General features: G+C 41.6%; 23 protein-coding genes. 10 read left to right on the top strand and 13 right to left on the bottom strand.

Translation table 11 applies throughout. The annotated features are described in order from the left end of the window. The first annotated feature begins 70 nt into the window (after nt 1-70). Nucleotides 71-2,332, top strand: a complete 2,262-nt coding sequence (locus PROVALCAL_RS08870; RefSeq protein ID WP_006658869.1) for a TonB-dependent receptor domain-containing protein — start codon at nt 71-73, stop codon at nt 2,330-2,332. 161 nt (nt 2,333-2,493) lie between these two features. Continuing rightward, complete coding sequence (gene aes, locus PROVALCAL_RS08865; protein ID WP_006658868.1) at nt 2,494-3,462, top strand: acetyl esterase; 969 nt, start codon at nt 2,494-2,496, stop codon at nt 3,460-3,462. On the opposite strand, the gene xseA is transcribed toward aes, so the two are convergent. Next, nucleotides 3,451-4,818, bottom strand: coding sequence for an exodeoxyribonuclease VII large subunit (gene xseA / locus PROVALCAL_RS08860; RefSeq protein ID WP_006658867.1), 1,368 nt, complete (start codon nt 4,816-4,818; stop codon nt 3,451-3,453). The genes aes and xseA overlap by 12 nt on opposite strands. A 170-nt stretch (nt 4,819-4,988) precedes the next feature. Between xseA and guaB the strand changes: the two genes are divergently transcribed. The 3 genes from guaB to PROVALCAL_RS08845 all read left to right on the top strand — a co-directional run bounded on the left by guaB (nt 4,989) and on the right by PROVALCAL_RS08845 (nt 9,557). Next, complete coding sequence (gene guaB, locus PROVALCAL_RS08855) at nt 4,989-6,455, top strand: IMP dehydrogenase (RefSeq protein ID WP_006658865.1); 1,467 nt, start codon at nt 4,989-4,991, stop codon at nt 6,453-6,455. A 100-nt stretch (nt 6,456-6,555) separates the two neighbouring features. Next, a complete protein-coding gene (guaA, locus tag PROVALCAL_RS08850; RefSeq protein WP_006658864.1) occupies nt 6,556-8,133 on the top strand; it encodes a glutamine-hydrolyzing GMP synthase in 1,578 nt (525 codons plus the stop codon). A gap of 218 nt (nt 8,134-8,351) precedes the next feature. Beyond that, nucleotides 8,352-9,557, top strand: a complete 1,206-nt coding sequence (locus tag PROVALCAL_RS08845; protein ID WP_039861811.1) for a tyrosine-type recombinase/integrase — start codon at nt 8,352-8,354, stop codon at nt 9,555-9,557. Nucleotides 9,558-9,562: 5 nt separating this feature from the next. On the opposite strand, the gene PROVALCAL_RS08840 is transcribed toward PROVALCAL_RS08845, so the two are convergent. From PROVALCAL_RS08840 to PROVALCAL_RS08785, 12 genes are all read right to left on the bottom strand, one after another. Continuing rightward, nucleotides 9,563-9,748, bottom strand: a complete 186-nt coding sequence (locus PROVALCAL_RS08840) for a hypothetical protein (protein ID WP_006658862.1) — start codon at nt 9,746-9,748, stop codon at nt 9,563-9,565. Continuing rightward, nucleotides 9,741-10,394 (bottom strand): MT-A70 family methyltransferase, encoded by a 654-nt coding sequence (locus tag PROVALCAL_RS08835; protein ID WP_006658861.1) that lies wholly within the window; start codon nt 10,392-10,394, stop codon nt 9,741-9,743. Before PROVALCAL_RS08835 ends, PROVALCAL_RS08840 begins: the two co-directional genes overlap by 8 nt. A gap of 182 nt (nt 10,395-10,576) precedes the next feature. Continuing rightward, on the bottom strand, nt 10,577-10,816 hold the full coding sequence (locus tag PROVALCAL_RS08825) for a hypothetical protein (RefSeq protein ID WP_006658859.1): 240 nt from the start codon (nt 10,814-10,816) through the stop codon (nt 10,577-10,579). A 153-nt stretch (nt 10,817-10,969) separates the two neighbouring features. Beyond that, entirely contained in the window at nt 10,970-11,254 is a 285-nt protein-coding gene (locus PROVALCAL_RS08820) for a hypothetical protein (protein WP_006658857.1), read from the bottom strand. Next, nucleotides 11,254-11,541 carry a cyclic-phosphate processing receiver domain-containing protein gene (locus PROVALCAL_RS08815; RefSeq protein ID WP_039861810.1) on the bottom strand — a complete coding sequence of 96 codons (288 nt, stop codon included), beginning with the start codon at nt 11,539-11,541 and terminating at the stop codon, nt 11,254-11,256. Before PROVALCAL_RS08815 ends, PROVALCAL_RS08820 begins: the two co-directional genes overlap by 1 nt. 2 nt (nt 11,542-11,543) lie before the next feature. Continuing rightward, nucleotides 11,544-11,768, bottom strand: a complete 225-nt coding sequence (locus PROVALCAL_RS08810; protein ID WP_039861809.1) for a hypothetical protein — start codon at nt 11,766-11,768, stop codon at nt 11,544-11,546. 40 nt (nt 11,769-11,808) lie between these two features. Continuing rightward, entirely contained in the window at nt 11,809-12,147 is a 339-nt protein-coding gene (locus PROVALCAL_RS08805; protein ID WP_006658854.1) for a hypothetical protein, read from the bottom strand. A gap of 38 nt (nt 12,148-12,185) precedes the next feature. Next, nucleotides 12,186-12,470: a hypothetical protein gene (locus PROVALCAL_RS08800; protein ID WP_006658853.1), complete on the bottom strand. Its 285-nt coding sequence runs from the start codon at nt 12,468-12,470 to the stop codon at nt 12,186-12,188. Between the two features lie 37 nt (nt 12,471-12,507). Beyond that, nucleotides 12,508-13,569 carry a RecT family recombinase gene (locus PROVALCAL_RS08795; protein ID WP_039861808.1) on the bottom strand — a complete coding sequence of 354 codons (1,062 nt, stop codon included), beginning with the start codon at nt 13,567-13,569 and terminating at the stop codon, nt 12,508-12,510. A gap of 55 nt (nt 13,570-13,624) precedes the next feature. Continuing rightward, nucleotides 13,625-15,052 (bottom strand): PD-(D/E)XK nuclease-like domain-containing protein, encoded by a 1,428-nt coding sequence (locus PROVALCAL_RS08790; RefSeq protein ID WP_006658851.1) that lies wholly within the window; start codon nt 15,050-15,052, stop codon nt 13,625-13,627. Then, the gene (locus PROVALCAL_RS19750; RefSeq protein ID WP_006658850.1) at nt 15,030-15,188 is read right to left on the bottom strand and encodes a hypothetical protein; all 159 of its coding nucleotides are present in this window, start codon (nt 15,186-15,188) and stop codon (nt 15,030-15,032) included. The genes PROVALCAL_RS08790 and PROVALCAL_RS19750 overlap by 23 nt, the downstream gene beginning before the upstream one ends. 331 nt (nt 15,189-15,519) lie before the next feature. Further along, complete coding sequence (locus PROVALCAL_RS08785) at nt 15,520-16,119, bottom strand: helix-turn-helix domain-containing protein (RefSeq protein ID WP_006658849.1); 600 nt, start codon at nt 16,117-16,119, stop codon at nt 15,520-15,522. 504 nt (nt 16,120-16,623) lie between these two features. Between PROVALCAL_RS08785 and PROVALCAL_RS08775 the strand changes: the two genes are divergently transcribed. The 5 genes from PROVALCAL_RS08775 to PROVALCAL_RS08755 all read left to right on the top strand — a co-directional run bounded on the left by PROVALCAL_RS08775 (nt 16,624) and on the right by PROVALCAL_RS08755 (nt 19,245). Beyond that, nucleotides 16,624-16,827 carry a hypothetical protein gene (locus PROVALCAL_RS08775; protein WP_006658847.1) on the top strand — a complete coding sequence of 68 codons (204 nt, stop codon included), beginning with the start codon at nt 16,624-16,626 and terminating at the stop codon, nt 16,825-16,827. 21 nt (nt 16,828-16,848) lie between these two features. Beyond that, nucleotides 16,849-17,802: a DnaT-like ssDNA-binding domain-containing protein gene (locus PROVALCAL_RS08770; protein ID WP_006658846.1), complete on the top strand. Its 954-nt coding sequence runs from the start codon at nt 16,849-16,851 to the stop codon at nt 17,800-17,802. Then, nucleotides 17,771-18,244, top strand: a complete 474-nt coding sequence (locus PROVALCAL_RS08765; RefSeq protein WP_006658845.1) for a replication protein P — start codon at nt 17,771-17,773, stop codon at nt 18,242-18,244. Before PROVALCAL_RS08770 ends, PROVALCAL_RS08765 begins: the two co-directional genes overlap by 32 nt. Nucleotides 18,245-18,466: 222 nt before the next feature. Continuing rightward, nucleotides 18,467-18,886: a hypothetical protein gene (locus PROVALCAL_RS08760; RefSeq protein WP_226890315.1), complete on the top strand. Its 420-nt coding sequence runs from the start codon at nt 18,467-18,469 to the stop codon at nt 18,884-18,886. Next, nucleotides 18,883-19,245, top strand: coding sequence for a RusA family crossover junction endodeoxyribonuclease (locus PROVALCAL_RS08755; protein ID WP_006658843.1), 363 nt, complete (start codon nt 18,883-18,885; stop codon nt 19,243-19,245). The genes PROVALCAL_RS08760 and PROVALCAL_RS08755 overlap by 4 nt, the downstream gene beginning before the upstream one ends. The last annotated feature ends 110 nt before the right edge of the window (nt 19,246-19,355 follow it).

Raw genomic sequence — 19,355 nt, 5'->3', positions numbered from 1 at the left:
AGAAATGACATTTATTCTGCGTTTGCAATGTGAGCGACTGTTTTATTAGTACGTTTACAGGAATGGTTTAATGAATAATAAAATAATAATCATGGTAGCTGGGACTATTTCCACTGGCTTCCAAGGGTTCGCTTTGGCTGAAAATACACAGCAGACAAATCAGCAGCAGGATGATGTGGTTAATTTTAGCCAATTAAAAGTCTCTGGCGCACAAAAACAAACGCCGCTGGTGAAAGCATTAGAAAAACCAGGGGCATATAGCGCGGTAGGTACTGAAAATAAACTTCAGTCTATGGATAAAATTATCCGCTCTATGCCGGGAACTTACACTCAAATGGACGCAAGCCAAGGCACCATCAATGTGAATATCCGTGGTCTCAGTGGCTTTGGCCGCGTGAATATGATGGTGGATGGCGTCACGCAAAGCTACTACGGAATATCACCCAGTAAATATACTCACGGGATGCAGCCAAGTAATGATTTTGGCTCACTGATTGACCCTAACTTTATTGTGTCTGTTGAGGTAGAGAAAGGGCAACTCAACGGCAGTAATAGTGTCAACGCCTTAGCGGGTAGTGCCAATTTCCGAACCTTATCCATTGATGACGTTATTTTTAAGGATAATTTATGGGGAGTGCGCAGTAAGGGGAGTTGGGGTGATAATGGGCTCGGATATAATGGGATGGTTTCTGTTGCAGGAAAATCCTTATTAAACGATGGCGAAGGGTATTTCGGTGGTTTAATTGCAGTGAGTGGACATAATATTCCTGGAAGTTATAAAAACGGGGATGGTTTTGATACAGATGAATTTGCAACAGACCCGACATTTAAACAAAAACCGCAATCTCAATTAACCAAATTAAAGTATAAACCGAATGATAGCCATGAAGTCGAATTCAGTGGTCGATTTTTACAAAATAAGCTAACCAGCCGTAAGATTAATAGCGAAGATTATTATCTGAAATATAAATACACGCCAATCAATGAATTGATAGATGTTGAGGTGCTCGCCAGTCATGGGTTTAACACGCAAAAATTCCAAGGCGAACCTATTGGTGGTGCATTAAAGGATGCGGAGTCAGAGAATAAATCAGACAGTATTAATATTTCCAATACTAGCCGTTTTTCTTATGGTGAGATGGATTTCAAATGGCAGCTTGGTTCGAAGCTAATGAAAACTAAGTACCAAAAAATCACGCAACCAGTGGAAGATCCAAATACGGTTATTTATAACCCATTTTCTCCGAGCGGTACGCAAGATATTGCGAGTTTGTATACCCAATTTGAAGCGCAGTATGATATTTATACGGCTACCTTTGACCTCAATTACCTTAATTATCGAGTTAAGGGGTATAAACCCGCTTGCGATGAAACGGAAAAATGCTTCCCTCAAGAAGCGAGTACATTAAATCTACGGGAAAGTGGCATTAACCCCGGAGTGTTAGTTTCCGCTCAAATTATTCCTGAATTTCAACCTTTTGTGAGTTATGCGCACTCAATGAGAGCACCAAACTCTCAGGAAGCTTTTTTCTCTCAAAATGGTGGTCAGAGTATGAATCCATTCCTAAAAGGAGAAAAGTCGCAAACTTGGCAGGTAGGTTTTAATAGTTTTAAGCCAGACTTAATTGTAGAAGGTGATCAGTTCAACCTGAAAGCGCTGTGGTTCCATACACATATCAAAGACTACATCACGAGTAAGTCTTTCCTGCTATGTCGTGCAAACTCTCAAGAAGAGTTTGATTGGTGTTTAATTAATGATGATGTGTGGGATAAAGAAAATCCGGATATTTTCCAACGCGCAGATATGTATGTGAACGATCCCCGTGATGTTAATTTACGCGGTTATGAGCTACAAGCAAACTACGATGCAGGGGTATTTTACTCCATGGTTTCTTACACCCAAGAGTCTGGCAAACAACCAGTGTCAATCAACAGTACATCGGTATTTAGTGCAGGGGACTTTACCCAATTACCTGAATATTATGTGACTTTAGATTCTGGCGTGCGTTTATTTGATGAAAAACTGACGCTCGGCTCAGCCATTACATGGACGGGACCTTCTAAGCGCATTAGCCCAATTCCGGATGGAGATATAAATGGGGATGCGATGACTGAAAAATATGAGAAGCAACCTACTATTGTTGATCTATATGCAGATTATGAAATCAATAAAAACTTCAAGTTAATGATGGCGATTAATAACCTCACAAACGAAAATTACACAGATGTATTAAACCGTGCTAATTCAGGTGCTGTAATGGAGGAACGAGGTCGCAATAATGAAACGGGAAGGGGGCGTAGTTATATGATTGGTGGGCAAGTGCGTTTTTAACTAAGCAGTAAAATAATTAAGGCGTTTAGTCTTTTTAGTCTTACACACTAACGACGATTGATAGACACACGCTTTAAACGCCATTCAATATAGGATACCCTTCTCGCAGTTTATCTCCTTGGATTTATTACAATAAGGTAATAAATCCAAGGAGAACCATAATGAAAATAACCAATAAAATTAATGTGCTCGAATTGATCTCTCTTGAGATGCAAAAAGTGATTGCATATTATGCGCAGAAAGATCCTGTTGGGCCCAATGATGGAAGTTATGAGGCTCAGCGGCTTGCTTATATTGAGGATCGGCGTTATTGGAATGCGAATTCACCAGAATTATTTAGCATAAAAAATAATCTTGTCCCAACAGATAAAGGTGACGTTGTCACGCGAATTTATCACCCTATAGAAAAGACGTCTGCCACACTGTTTTACTTGCACGGTGGTGGATTTATTCTCGGTAATCTCGATACGCATGATCGTATTATGCGCTTACTGGCACTGTACACAGGTTGTACGGTGATTGGCATCGATTATACACTTTCTCCAGAGGCGCATTATCCCCAAGCCATAGAAGAGGCGGTCGCGGTGTGTCAATTCTATTATCAGCACGCTGAGAAATTCACGCTCAATATGAACCATATTGGATTCGCAGGAGACTCAGCAGGCGCAATGCTAGCGCTTGCCACGGTATTATGGTTACGGGATAAACACATTTACTGTGGTGATATTTGTGCAGTGTTGCTGTGGTATGGATTATATGGGTTACACGACTCGCGTAGTCGTCGCCTGTTTGGAGGAGAATGGGACGGGTTAAGGCGAGAAGATCTCCAAGAATATGATAATGCTTATTTAACCGCTTTAGGTAGCCGTGAAGAGCCTTACTATTGTTTATTTAATAATGACCTAACACAAGGTATACCGCCTTGTTTCATTGCAAGTGCTCAATATGACCCATTAATTGATGATAGCGAAACATTATTTCAAACGTTTCAAGCACATAAAGTCCCATGTGAATATAAAATGTATTCAGGGACATTACATGCTTTTTTACATTACTCTCGTATCATGCCAACCGCGGATAATGCGATTCGGGATGGTGCCATATATTTTATAAAACAGCTATTTGGTTGATTTTTTCGTGCGAACCTTTTGAATGTTGGTGACTTGGCTTTCCACCCACCCATCATTCAAGCGTGTTTTGAGTTGTTGACCTAATTTTACTTGGCTGGTCTTTTTCAACACGGTACCTTCGGGAGTTTCACTGATACTAAAACCGCGGGCGAGTGTGGCGAGAGGACTAACCGCCTCCATTTTTGAGCATGCGACAGCGAAACGTTGGCGGTAGCGGGTAACTAAGTGGGTCAACATATTTTGCAAATGATACTGGGTTTGCTGCAATTGGCGCTGTTGACGCTGCAATTGAGGACGTAAGTCATTTTGCATAAGTCGACGCTGGTTTTTATCAAACTTGAAGGTTGATGATTGTAGTTGGCGATTGATGGCATTTGTTAGTTTTTGGCGTAGAGCAGAAATTTGATTTTGTTGCCGAGCAAGACGTAGTTGAGGGTGTTGTTGTTGCAAGCGATGCTGCAAGCGTGCAAAACGTTGTTGCTGAGCCGCTAAGTAATAATCCATCGCCATTTCGAGATGTTGCTGCCCTGATTTTAGCTGGCGCAGCATTTCAGTTTGATTACGACTGACAAGCTCTGCTGCTGCGGAGGGTGTAGGCGCTCGAACATCAGCAACATAATCCGCAATAGTGACGTCAGTTTCATGACCAACGGCGCTAATAATTGGTAATCGGCTATTAAAAATGGCTCTCGCAACGATCTCTTCGTTAAATGCCCATAAATCTTCCAGAGAACCACCACCACGACCGACAATTAACACATCGCACTCATGACGTAAGTTCGCCAGTTCGATAGCTCTGGCGATTTGTGCTGGCGCTAAATCCCCTTGAACCGCGGTTGGGTAAATCACCACTGGGAGGGACGGATCGCGACGATGAAGAATATTCAAAATATCATGTAAAGCCGCACCGGTTGCAGAGGTGATGATACCTACCCGTTTTGCCGGGGACGGTAAGGCTTGTTTGTGAATAACATCAAACAAGCCTTGAGCATTGAGTGTTTGTTTGAGTAGCTCAAAGCGCTGTTGCAGAAGACCTTCACCCGCAGGTTGCATGCTTTCGATAATCAGTTGGTAATCACCGCGTGGTTCATACAGTGTAACGGTCGCACGAACCAAAACTTGTTGCCCATTTTGCGGGCGAAAGGTGACGCGGGTATTTTGTCCACGAAACATTGCCGCGCGAACTTGTGCACGATCATCTTTGAGAGTCAGGTACCAATGTCCTGAACTGGGCTGCGAAAAATTGGAAATTTCGGCAGTTAACCAAATTCGGCCCATTTGAGTATCAAGAAGTTCTCTTACCGTTTGGTTGAGCTTGCTGACGGAATAAATTGCGCTATTTTGTTGAGTCGACATGTGAGCTAGATCAAATTTTAAAACAATGACTTAATTGACTGATACTAACGCAGCCGCCGGACTTATCAAGTTTTTTTTGAAAAAAGTGCTGGAAGCAACCGATTACGGTGTGTATAATGCCGCGGCAATATTTTATACCTTTCATAACGCTGCCTGGTGGGATATTGCCTATGTTACGCATTAAAAAAGAAGCACTAACTTTCGACGATGTTTTACTCGTTCCTGCACACTCAACTGTACTGCCAAACACGGCAGATCTGTCCACTCAACTGACTGCAAAAATCCGCCTGAATATTCCTATGCTCTCCGCAGCGATGGATACTGTCACCGAATCTGATCTGGCTATCGCACTGGCTCAAGAAGGTGGTATTGGTTTTATCCATAAAAACATGTCCATTGAGCGCCAAGCTGAAGAAGTTCGTCGCGTGAAGAAACACGAAAGCGGCGTGGTTACCGATCCTGTCACTGTTACCCCTGAAACCACGATCCGTGAAGTGCAAGAATTGGCCGAACGTAATGGTTTTGCGGGTTATCCTGTTGTCTCTAAAGATAATTCTTTAGTCGGTATTATTACAGGTCGTGACGTGCGTTTCGTGACAGATTTGGACCAACCAGTTACCGCAGTGATGACACCAAAAGAGCGCTTAGTGACGGTAAAAGAAGGCGAAGCACGCGAAGTTGTATTACAAAAAATGCATGAGCAACGTGTTGAAAAAGCCTTAGTGATCGACGATAGCTTCCATCTGTTAGGTATGATCACCGTTAAAGATTTCCAAAAAGCAGAACGTAAACCAAATGCATGTAAAGACGAACAAGGTCGCTTACGTGTCGGTGCGGCTGTAGGTGCAGGTCCAGGCAACGAAGAGCGCGTTGATGCCTTGGTTGCTGCGGGTGTGGATGTCCTGCTGATTGACTCTTCACACGGTCATTCTGAAGGCGTTTTACAACGCATTCGTGAAACACGTCAAAAATACCCTGATTTACAAATTATCGGTGGTAACGTTGCAACGGCTGAAGGTGCGAAAGCGTTGGCTGATGCTGGCGTTAGCGCAGTAAAAGTGGGTATTGGTCCAGGTTCAATCTGTACGACTCGTATCGTAACCGGTGTTGGTGTGCCTCAAATCACTGCGATCGCTGAAGCGGCGGGCGCATTAGAAGGTACTGGTATTCCGGTTATTGCAGATGGCGGTATCCGTTTCTCTGGTGATATTTCTAAGGCTATCGCAGCGGGCGCAGCATGTGTCATGGTGGGTTCCATGTTCGCAGGTACCGAAGAATCTCCGGGCGAAACAATTTTGTTCCAAGGTCGTACCTATAAAGCATACCGTGGAATGGGCTCTCTGGGCGCGATGTCTAAAGGTTCTTCTGACCGTTATTTCCAATCAGATAACGCAGCCGACAAACTGGTACCAGAAGGCATCGAAGGTCGTGTGGCATACAAAGGTCGCCTAAAAGAGATCATTCACCAACAAATGGGCGGTTTACGTTCATGTATGGGTCTGACAGGCTGCGGTACTATCGATATGCTGAGAACAAAAGCTGAATTCGTTCGTATCAGTGGTGCGGGTATTCAAGAAAGTCACGTTCATGATGTGACTATCACGAAAGAGTCTCCTAACTATCGTTTAGGGCAGTAATTACCCTTTAAAACGGTAAGTAAAAAGTTTCAGGGTGGCGCGATATCGTGGTAGCGCCACCGCCTTTTATTTTGACTTGAATTGTTGGAATTCTCCTCAAATGACTACAAATATCCATAAGCATCGCATTCTTATCCTTGACTTTGGCTCTCAGTACACTCAGCTGATTGCTCGTCGTATCCGTGAAATTGGCGTCTACTGTGAACTGTGGGCATGGGACGTCACGGAAGAACAAATTAGAGAGTTCAACCCTAACGGCATTATCTTGTCTGGTGGTCCAGAAAGTACCACTGAAGCAGACAGCCCACGTGCACCAGAGTATGTTTTTAATGCAGGCGTTCCTGTATTAGGTATCTGCTATGGCATGCAAACCATGTCTATGCAATTAGGTGGTGCCGTTGAGGTGTCTGGTGAGCGCGAATTTGGTTACGCAAATGTTGAAATTCTTGAAGATTGCGACCTGTTCCGTGATATCCAAGATGCAATTAACGAAGATGGTAAGCCAGTTTTAGATGTATGGATGAGCCACGGCGACAAAGTGACTGCAATCCCATCAAGCTTTAAAACGATTGCCAGCACGCCTAGCTGCCCATATGCCATCATGGCAGATGTTGAAAAGCGTTTCTATGGTGTTCAGTTCCATCCTGAAGTAACCCATACACACCAAGGTTTGAATATTTTAAAACGTTTCGTGTTGGATCTGTGCCAATGTGAAGCGCTGTGGACTTCAGCGGCAATTATCGAAGATACCGTTGCTCGCTTAAAAGAACAAATCGGTGATGACCACGTTCTGTTAGCGCTGTCTGGTGGTGTGGACTCTTCTGTCACTGCGCTGCTATTACACCGCGCTATCGGTAAGCGCCTAACTTGCGTATTCGTGGATAACGGTTTATTACGTTTAAACGAAGCTGAGCAAGTCATGGAAATGTTCCAAGGTAAATTTGACCTGAACATTATTCATGCAAAAGCAGAAGACCGCTTTATGAATGCTCTAGCAGGTATTTCTGATCCTGAGGAAAAGCGTAAGAAGATTGGTCACGTATTTATTGAAGTGTTCGATGAAGAGTCTTCTAAGCTTCAAAATATCAAATGGTTGGCTCAAGGTACTATCTACCCAGATATTATCGAATCTGCGGCTTCAGCAACAGGTAAAGCGCACGTTATTAAATCTCACCATAACGTAGGTGGCTTACCGGAAGATATGAAGCTGGGTCTGGTTGAGCCGCTAAAAGAGCTGTTCAAAGACGAAGTACGTAAAATTGGTCTGGAATTAGGTCTGCCATACGACATGCTGTATCGTCACCCATTCCCAGGTCCAGGTTTAGGTGTTCGTGTTCTGGGCGAAGTGAAGAAAGAGTACTGTGACTTACTGCGTCGTGCAGATGCTATCTTTATTGAAGAGCTGCATAAAGCAGATCTGTACAATAAAGTGAGCCAAGCGTTCACGGTATTCTTACCTGTTCGTTCTGTTGGTGTCATGGGTGATGGTCGTAAATATGACTGGGTTGTTTCTCTGCGTGCAGTAGAAACCATCGACTTTATGACCGCACATTGGGCACACCTGCCATATGATTTCTTAGGTCGTGTTTCTAACCGTATTATCAATGAAGTGAATGGCATTTCCCGCGTAGTGTATGATATCAGCGGCAAGCCACCAGCAACCATTGAGTGGGAATGATTTAACGATAATCGATAGCGATTTTTAGAAATCATTAATACTAAAGGCATCAGTTACTTACTGGTGCCTTTTTGTTTTTAGCGATCGATAGCGATTGACAATTGCAGGTAATTTTGACGGTATATATGACGGTATCAGAAATTAAAACGACTAAATCTATAACTTAATACCGTCACAAAAAATACAGAATAGACGGTATCGTGCAAAGGAATACCGACGTGTTAACCGACAAAAAATTAAAGAGCTTAAAGCCCGAAAATAAGCTGTATAAGGTGACCGATCGTGATGGTCTATATGTCGCCGTATCAAAAACAGGAACAATTTCATTTAGATATGATTACCGCTTTAACGGGCGTAGAGAAACGATAACGTTTGGACGCTACAGTGATGACGGTATTACTCTTGCTGAGGCAAGGGAAATGCTGATTGAAGCCAAAAAGATGCTAAATGCTGGTGTATCACCGGCTTCACAAAAGCGAGACGGTATTGATAGCCGAAGATCAGGAACGGTATTGCAAGACTATACCGTCAAATATTTAGAAGATACCCGATTTGCTAACAGCACCAGGGCGATGAAAGAAGCCATCGTACGCAAGGAAATATACCCAACGCTGGGAAAATTACAGCTAGAAGAAATAACCACTCAAAAGGTTAGGGCGCTGTGTGAAAAGATAAAGGATCGCGGTGCAAGGGCGACTGCTTTACAGGTCCGCGAAATTATTGGTTCTGTTTTTAATTATGTTATTGATCGTGGGTATGAAATAAAAAACCCGGTCGATAGTATTAAAGCCTCATCCATCGCCACGTTTGAAGCTCGTGAACGTTCGTTATCACCAAAAGAAATCGGCATCTTTTTTAATGAACTAGAAAATTACAGTTGTTACCCGACTCTAAAATTAGGGGTTAAGTTTGTTCTCTTTACTCTTGTAAGAAAGAGTGAGTTCATTAAAGCAAAATGGGATGAGATTAACTTTGAAACAAAAGAATGGACAATTCCCAAAGAGAGGATGAAAAAAAGGAGGGCGCACGTCATTTATTTATCCGATCAGGCAATGGATATTTTAATAGGGTTAAAAACATGTGCGATGGGTAGTGAATATTTAATACCTGGTAGGCATGACATTAATAAGCATTTATCTAATGCTGCATTGAATAATGTCATTACAGGCGTAGTAAAAAAAATAAACAAAAAAGGTATTGAATTTGAGCACGTCACAGTACATGACATGCGAAGAACAGCCAGCACACTGTTACATGAAGCAGGCTTTAATTCTGATTGGATAGAGAAGTGTTTAGCCCATGAGCAAAAGGGCGTCCGTGCTGTTTATAACAAAGCGGAATACGCAGAACAGAGGCGTGATTTATTGCAGCAATGGGCTAATATGATTGATGAATGGACAGGAAAAGAGAAGGGTAAAATTTAAGAGGTTTATTTTTCTGGTCCTAAAACTTTTGTGGCCAGTAAAGTTGATAGCATTGATGCACCAACCACCAGCCAAAATACGGAATAAAAAAGCCGCTCAATAATTACTGGGCGGCTATCGTTTTCGGTACCAATTGCAGAAAATACATAACCTGCAATCCATGCGTACGCTATCAAAATAAATTCAATCAATGATGGTCTCCTTAGGTTTAAATTGTGGCCCAGTAAGTTCGATGCTGTTATTCGGGCATTCATTGCCCCAAGCATCCCAACCTTGTGATATATCACGCGCAAATAACTCTATGCGGTTAACATCACCGTATAATTGTTCTAGCCTATTTTTAACCTCCCACGGCTTTTGGCTATGCTCACCTAAACAGCTAAATACGATTTGCTTAACGCTGGCGCTCATACGCTCTAAACCATTGCCACGAGTTGCGATTAACACATCCTCGCTATTTGCTCTGGTGTAGTTTCCACCGTTCATTTTTGTTTCGGCATTGAGTAAATCAAGCATGTCATGCCAATCAAACAGAGTGCCATTTTGTAGGGCTTTATCGAAGCGCTCATGAGCTAGTGAATTAAACTTAACCCATGTGAATGCTTTTGATGTGCGTACGGTGAAGCCCCATGCTTTAGCAAGCTCAAATGCTTCTTGCACAAAGTTTCCTGTATACCACATGGCAAGGACTGCATTGTCTGCGGCAATGGTATGAACTGGGAGGTGTTTTAAATCAAATAGGCTAGTGGTTTGGTAGTGGTTATTTGCGGCACCGTTGGAAACTTTATTGCTGTATTGCCAAGGTGGATCGCAATAAATAAGGCTGTATTTTTTCATTGTTACCTACATTATATTAATTACCTTTCTAAAATAGAATGCAATTCTCAAAGCAAAAATATCAAACTTATTTTTGTTGTTTAATGCAACTCTATAATATTCGCATTTCTCACAAGAGCATTCATAATAAAATAACTCTTCTTTGTTGAGTTTCTTATTACACCATACACAACGAGTTTTATTCATTTGTATAATCCAGTTTCTTTAGCTGCTTTTTCAACATCACTGTGAAATACAGTTAATCGGTTAATTAAATCCTCAGTTGGCTCAGTAGCGTTAATTACCTCTTTCCATAATTCGGTACATCTTGTTTGAAGCCTTCCGCCTATTTCAGCATTACGCAATCGAATCATCCCAGTATCTTGAGCATCCCAATTTAATCGCGTGAATAATGCATTAAGCATCTTTCTTTTATCTTCCACGAATCACCTCGCCACAAACTATCTCAACATTCCGCACCTGCATTATCTGCCACGCACGACTCTCGCATTCTTGCTGTGTGTATATTTGCTCAGATACAGGCACAGCAGAACCCTGTATTAGCATGAGTAATACATATCCGATTATTTGCATGGTTATTTATCTAAGCGGTAGAGTGGGATATTAGTTTCTTCTGTAGGGTATTCATTTAAAAATAGCTGACCGTATATTTCAATTTCACTAATATCAATTTCTGCTGCATAACCGACAGGCTCCAAGTTATTAATTAAACTCTCGCGTGATACTTGCCACCAATGCCACGCTACACTTACAGTAAGAGATTGGTATTTATCTCCTTCTCTATGACGGATGATTTCATTTATATCTAAACCCATGGTTTCAGCCATTTCTTTTTCAAATTGCTGCCTTGATTTATCCATCACTCCACCTTTTTAATATTTGCAATTGCCAATTCCATTTTATGACGTGCTGATGAATTAGATGAATGAACAATGATTTCAGGCGCTTTAAATCCGTTTAAATAAACCTGTTCTTCTATCCATAATAAAACGTCATAGCCTGTGCCGCGCTCATCATCACCTAAATCATGGTCTAGGCTAATTAACTCAACCTTGCCAGTTTCCAGCAATTTAATTGCTTCATCATGCCAGTAAACACGAACAAATCCCTCTGGCGTTTGGCGCTCGTCGTCGAGATAGACTTTCATATTCATTCCTCTTCATTGCATCCCTGCGAGTCGTCAACCTCATCCCATACGCACCAAGCGCACTCGCCATCTGCTTCAATAACGCCAGTGTGACCGCAGTTTTCGCAAGTGACTTTGTCACCATCGTAAAACCAGTCTTCATTGCCTTTTTCTGTCTGTACCGTTGCCTGTTCTGCATCACACTTAGTGCAACAGCCAACCCATGGAACATTTTTGAAAGTTTTCATATCTATCTCCTGTTTGCATCCTTGCAAATATATCCTTTGGTTAATTCCAGTTTGAAATCTCTTCTTCGATTAAGTCATCTATTTCGTCGTTGGTAGCTTCTTCATTGAGAAATAAACGAGCTTCGGTCATATATTTTTCTCGGTTCTCGTCAAAGAACTTTGAGCATTCAGGCGACCAACCGCACTTACCTCCCTGAAAATCAGCAGCGGCATTATCTTCAGCCATATTTAAAATCATCATATCGGCAGTAATGACGCCAGATTCACGACAAAATCCTTTTAAGTCTCGCTTTCTGAAATAAGATGAAACCTTTGAATCGCAAATATCTTTAAATCGTAGTTTCCAACGACGAATACAGCGTCCATGTAGAGTTTTCATGGTTATATCCTTTGGTTAAATCACATAGGGAAGGGTAGTTAGTTAGAGATGTGATCAGATGCTTTAGAGTGATTTGGGTTGTTCTTGTTAACAAAAGCCATATCAATATCTTCTTTCGCTGCTTCCGGGTTATTCCAGCAGCTAGTGATATAGGCGTTAACTTCATCACGACGATAAACATAGGAGCGCTCAGATAGATAAACTTTCTCAAGAATTTTTTCTTTGTGCAGTTTATTCAAGATTGAGTTACCGACGCCTGTTTTGGCTTTAACTTCTTCCGGGGTGCAAATATCGTCTAATGTTTTTAATGCTTCTAAATTCATAGTAACTCCAATGGCGGGATAAACCCGCCGTCAGCCATTATTGATATTCGTCTTTCATGTCATTCAGCGTGATACTGAACGCATTGAATAACTCATCGCCAAGCTTGCGTTTATTGGCATTGAGGAATTGAACAACCTTATCGAAATCTGCTTTAGCTTCCGGTGAACCGCCAGCAGGTAGGCTATTAATTTGCGCTTCAAGGTTGTTATTTGCATCGATGCGGTGATAAGCCTGAACCGCTTTGTTTTTCAACTCTGTGAAAAGTGCGGTACCAAGTGATGATTTAAGCTCATCAATTTGTAATCGAATTTCTTTAACTTCATCCAGAGTTGAAGCGTCGGTGATCGATTGGCGTAGTAATTCAGGGTTAAAACCATCATCAACAATTTCACCTGTGATTACATCATTTCCGTCGCTGGTGGCTTCGTGATGCTGTTCAGGCTCATTTTGCTGAGTGATTTCATTGAGGCTTACTCGCTCTTTTTGTGGCGTAACATCTTTGATGGTTCGCTCTTCAAGTTCATCTGGCGTATAAACCCCCATGATCACCTCAGGGCAATACAGGCGGGACCAGTATTTAACCGCTAAGTAAGCAATTTGTTGCTTAGGCATGGTTTTCCATAGCGGTGAGTTACGTGTTTGCACATCGGCTAAGTAAACCGGTTCACCGTATGTAATTTCTGTTTCACCCCGGAGAACTGCACCAACACGAATGAATAAGCCAGACTCGTCACGATTTTCTTTTACGCCTACAATCTTTTCCCAATCACCGCCGTATTCGTAATGGAAACGACCTGTAACAACGTTTGAGCTGGTGATCACCGCGTTGACCAGCTGAGCTTCATAACCTAGCGTTCCGTTAATTAAATGCGTTTTTTGGCCTACTACAAATGGATCCATTCCCCAGCGAGACGCTTGCATTGTGATAGCCAAGCAATCAGCTGGCTTACCCTGTAAATGTTTAGGCACTGTCGCGGTACCAGATGCCATTAAATCAGCAATACGGATAACACAATTCATTGCTTCCGCATTAAAAAGAAGTGACATGTTATTCATGACACCAGTTTGTTGTTGGTTGCTTAAAGCGACTTCTGACATGATGATTACCTCTAAATTGATAAGCGCCACGCAGTAAGCAGGGCGCTAGAATTGATTAAGCTTCTAATTGAAGTTCTTCTAACTTGCGTGTTTCAAAGTCAGTAAGATTAATGGTGAGCGTTTCGGTGACTGGGGCAGGCCATACGCCAGTATTCATTGAGTTATTGATATCGCGCAGCGTCTTTTTGTACTCCAAGCGACCAAGTTCAAGCAGTTCAGGCGAGGCTTCGACGATTGCAACCCAGTGGTAATTTTCGTCTTTGTTGACGAATATCCAGAAAAACTGGTCTAGCATGGCGATATCACAATACATTGCGGCACTGACATGATAATCACGGTTAATGATTTCTTTGCGGATCATCGCGGTGATCGCATCCTGTTTGTATCGACCTAATGAAGCTGATTTAAGGTCAAAACCAACTCTTAGGTTTTCGTCATACTGGATCTCTAAGTCAGGACGTACGCGAACTTCTAAGCCTGTATCATCGTCAATACCGTAATAACTAACTTCAACCGCACGGTTAGGATGAGTTACCAGTTTCCCAGCCTCTGGATGGTCAAATACAGCTTGCTGCATTGCTTTACCCAAACGGTACTGATCACCTGTAATGCGAATGCGCGATTCATCGGCTTGCCATGCACTGATTAAATCATCTTCAAACACTGCGTCAGGCTTAACGGCTTTAACGGAAGCTGCTAACTCTTCTTTCTTGCCTGTTAACTTAAGTTGCTCTGCCTTTGGCTTGTCAGCGTTATATTCACGGATGAAGGCTTTAATTGAGTCCGTATTAGTAAACGCACCAGCGGGAATAGTAGGAGCTAGGCTAAATTCATCTTCAACTTTCTCAGGTTCTAAAACTAAGGTATGGAACAAGCTACCGAAGTCTAAGGCTTCTGAACGTTCACGCTGAATTACCTTGCTGATGTGACGACGTTCGAAGTACATCAAGCTGATGCGACCATCTTTCAACATCGTACTGCTAATGCCGTTTGATGAATGGTAATCATCATTTGAAATATCGGTATAACGACCAGGTTCAAAGTATGGAGGTACTAAGTGTAAGGAACATTCGTCATTAACCTTAGTTTCATCATAACCGATTTGTTTATCTTCATTGGCATGAGTAATCACATCAGGTTCTACCTGTTCGCTTATATCTACAGGTTCAGATGATAACAGTGACTTAAAATACTGTTTGCGGTCTGCGTTTGAGCGAAACTGGTCAGGATTTTTAATGACATGGATAAAAGCACTGATAATGTCATTATCATGTAAATGCATGAAGTTTGGTGTTGCTAGTGAGCTTAGTGATAAGTCAAAAGCAATCTTTTCAAATTGCTGCATTTCTTCGCTGATGCGCTCTTTGCTTAAGTGGTCGGTAAGCGCGTGCAGGTTATCTGCGGTGTTAATATCGTTAGCCATTAGGATCGCGCTAACAATATTTGCGAGGTTACGTTTTTCAAATTGTTCTTGATTGCTCATTAGAAAATTCCTTGTCGGTTTGAATTGCTAGGCTGGTGGTAAAAGCCCAATTAATGCCGTCTTTAAAACTACTAAATACTTTCTTGTTTCCACGCACGATAAACACATGAAAACCATTTTCGATAAAAAATACCATTTCAATCACCTTTAGATAAACAAAATGTTTATGTTTGTGGCGTGAAAAAAAATCCAGCTAAAACAGCTAGATTGAGTAATATTGTCACTGTCCAAATCTTGCATTCCGAATCTACGGGTTAGCTAAGACATTCTGCGGCTCACAGAATTTAGGAGTGTGATAGCCATTCTGTATTGTTAAAGAGCGTTAACCTTATGGGTTAATCTTAGATAAATAATAACCCGTTAATGATGGTTGTCAATCGCTAAAATGAAATAAAATAAACAAAATGTTTATATTTATGCGAAAAAAAAAGCCAGCTCGAGGCTGGCTATAATCATAATGCTTTGTTTTAATTTTCATTTTTACTAATGATGAACTCAATAAAGTCTTGGATTTTTTCTTTCTCGTTATCGGGTAGGGCTGCAAATTTTTTGTGATCGTAGTGAAGAATATCCTCATCGTCTTTAGACATGAGTAATTCGTATGGCTTACGGCCTAAAGCTTCCGCAATGGCTGCAACACTATCAACAGTAGCGCTGGACTCATTCTTGATAATGCGGTTAACAGTAGCTTGCCCTAAACCTGATTTAACTGATAGTTGGGCTTGTGATTTAAATCCATCAATTAACATGAATGTTGTAATGTTATCGCCAAGTATGCGACCAATATCAGTATGTTGTCTGGCTAGTTCATCCGCAATTTGTTCAGCTGGGGAATTTAAGTGATCCTTATCCATATAATATTTAGGAAGTTTTGTAATGAATTCAATCTTTCTAGCGACAGGATCGCTTAGCGAGCGATGACTCTTCATATTAGGGGACATTAAATAACGAGAAATAACGTTAGGAACACAACCTAAAGCATTAGCTAAGTTCTTTTGTTTCCCTTCATAATATTTTTCTAAAACGAATATCAGGTTATCTCTTCTGATATCTTGGATGCTTTTCACTGTAGGCTCTTCCTTTTTGTATATGATTCGCTCATTTTTGTTTATTTTTGTTTATTTTTGTTTATCTATTTAATATCAAATTAACCTTTGAGGTAAATTACAAATTTGTTTATCATGATTTTGACTTTTAAATTTCTTGTTTATTTTTGGTGGTTATATGGCATTTACAGACTTTAAAACATTCTGGAATAGTCTATCTAAACGTGAACGTCAGCAATTTGCAGATAGCGCAAATTTGACCGTTCAATATATTTCTATTCACCTGCGCTATTGCAGTCGTAGTGTGTCATTGCAGACAGCGAAGCGGTTGCAGAAGGCTCTTAATACATTCGGGATAGAGCTAACACTTGACCAAATAGCAGACAAATTTATGAAGTAAATCACATGAGGCCGCGAAAGCGGTCTTTTTATTATTGATTGGATAAACAATAACGTTTAAATGGTTGAGTATTTTTTCTGTAGCGTGTAATCTTACTGCACACATAACTGTAATGGAGGTTTTCAATGAAAGTTATTAGTAGAAAAGAAGCCGCAACTAATGGGTTATCTCGCTTTTATACGGGTAAAGCCTGTGTTCATGGGCATATTGCAGAGCGATTTGTAAGTAATGGTGTCTGTGTCGAGTGTGCTGCTAAGCACGCTGCAAATTACCGTGAAAGCGTTAATAGCATTCTCAAGCAGGCAAGAGAAATGGGAGTTCAAGCATGATGATTGCATGGAATCTTATTTATGAAAATAGTTCAGGGGGTTGATATGGCTCGCATAAGAACCATTAAGCCGACTTTTTGGACTGATGAGGACATGGCTGATATTTCAGAGGCGGCATGTTTACTGGCGATTGGTTTATTAAATTATGCAGATGATGAGGGATATTTCAATGCTAATCCAAAACTCATTAAAGCCGCTGTTTTTCCTATACGTGAGACCTACGGTAGTATTCCGGTACTACTACAGGAGCTTTCCAGCTGTGGTTATATTAGCTTATTTTCTGCTCAAGATGGCAAGCGTTATGGGCTGATAAATAATTTCACAAAACATCAGGTCGTTAATAAGAAAACTCCAAGTAAAATCAAAGAACTAAACCTACTACCGGAAAACTACGGTAGTGATACCGGAGGACTACCTTTAGGAAAGGAAGGGAAAGGAAATATAAAACCTCTCTCTAATACGCGCGAGGATAATTTTCAATCTGATCCGAATGCTAATAATTCTATCTTGAACGGTCGTGTTCCAGCTGGTGGTTTTGGTGTGAACGATAAATTTGTGATGTATCACGGTTGGGAACCTGGTCAGGACTTCACCCAAAAGGCTGCATACTGGGGAACGATACTCAAAGAACCGTTACAGCCTCATGAGTTAGCCGAGTTTATAACCTACTGGGGGGCAGAGGGAAAAGCCAAAACACATGAGCAATGGGAGCTAGCCCTTGCTAAGGGATTGAAACATAGTCGATTGAAAAACGAAAAGGTGGTGAAAAATGGCACAGGCGAATTCAAATTTGATCCAGCTGCGGGGAAGTCGAGAGCAGTTCAGAAAGTCGAACACGCAATCAGGACAAAGCACGGACAGGAATATCTCGACTCTTTGGCTAAAACTGACGGAGCTGTATGGGGACAAATGGACCAACAAGAACGGGGCGGAACCGTCATTGATGTGGAAGCAAGCGCTAAGTACATTGAGTGACCAACAACTGGACGGACTGTTTAAATTCTGTATCGACCGCTGTATGAATGGAAATCCATGGCCACCAGAGTTATCAGACGTGATTGTCGCGTTATCTGGTGAAGCTGCTAAGCAGAATCCCTTTGGTCTTGATCCTGACGAACAGCTTAGAGACTTTTTAACCTACTGTGCTAAGCGTAATAACTACCGGAGCGCAGAAATGTACCCATTCAAGCACCCGGTTCAGTACTGGATGTTTACAGACCTTAGAGCTCAAATGCTTGAACATCGATTGACTGATATCGAATGTGAGAGACGACTGGCTAAAATGCTTGCCAAATGGACTGAGCGAGTTCACAAGGGAGAAGTTATACCAAAGCCAACACTAAAAGTTGAAGACAAAACTAGACCACCGCCAGCATGGATGGAATTACTAGAAAAAAGTAAACAACGGAGACAATAAGATTCAAAGTTTATCAAAATCGTTAGCAGGATTAACATACAGGCGTTTTTGATATACAGGATGATAAATCCCATAGGTTGAATTTGAAAATCAAATGTAGAGCGTTACAGAGCGTTTTAAAGGGTGGTAAGAAAATCAATTCTTACTGATTTTTTATGGTTGAAAAGATAAACAAATTGTTTATATTAACCGTATGGGTTAATCGAATTCGAGGTAATGGTTATGTTATTTCAGGATAGAGTCATAGAAGCACTTAAATGCGGTCAAAGCATGACGATTAAAGGGCTGCGTAATCACATTGAAAGTACTGGCGTTAAAGCAGCGTATGGCGCTGTAAAGCACGCTGTTATACAACTTGAAAAGTTTAATGTTATTTCCCCTGCAGTTGTCGAGGGTTCGCCTTGGTTGGGTTACAAGCTGAATGACAACTACAAAGACGGTTTGAAGCTTCAAGCAAGCAGCAGCAAAAGATACATGGTGAGAAAACAGGTTCATAAGCCTGTAGAGAAGCCAGTCAAGGTTATTGAGCCTACGTATGGCCCATGGCGCCAAACAGGTGAACCAGCACGCTTACAAATCATGTTTAACGAGCTACTGGCGAAACCAAGGGCGAAGCGTATCAAGCGAGGACTGGCGCAATGAGAACCCTTGATTATCCAGTTGTGCCAGTACCTAAACCGCGCATGACTCAGCGTGATAAGTGGCAGAAGCGACCTGCTGTAATGCGTTACCGGGCGTTTTGTGACGAGGTGAGATCAAGAGGCATTAACCTGCCTGAGAGTGATTACCACGTGATTTTTGTTATGCCTATGCCGAAGTCATGGAGCAAGAAAAAACAGGCTGAAATGGACGGTAAGCCACACCAGCAAAAGCCAGACAAGGACAACTTAGAGAAAGCCTTGCTGGACGCCATCTTTGACGATGATTCACGTATATGGGATGGGCGAGTTTCTAAGGTGTGGGGAACCATAGGAATGATAACGGTAAGGTTACCGGAATAATCGACAAATCATGAACTTGTTACCAATGGGTAAGTTTGTGAGCGGATTAACGAATCGTTGAATGAATGAGGTAAGTCCTTATGAGTCCAGAAGATTTTATTAGAAAGAAC

The organism is Providencia alcalifaciens DSM 30120 (assembly GCF_000173415.1).
Taxonomy (GTDB): Bacteria; Pseudomonadota; Gammaproteobacteria; order Enterobacterales; family Enterobacteriaceae; genus Providencia; species Providencia alcalifaciens.
This window is presented reverse-complemented; position numbering and strand designations above follow the sequence as displayed.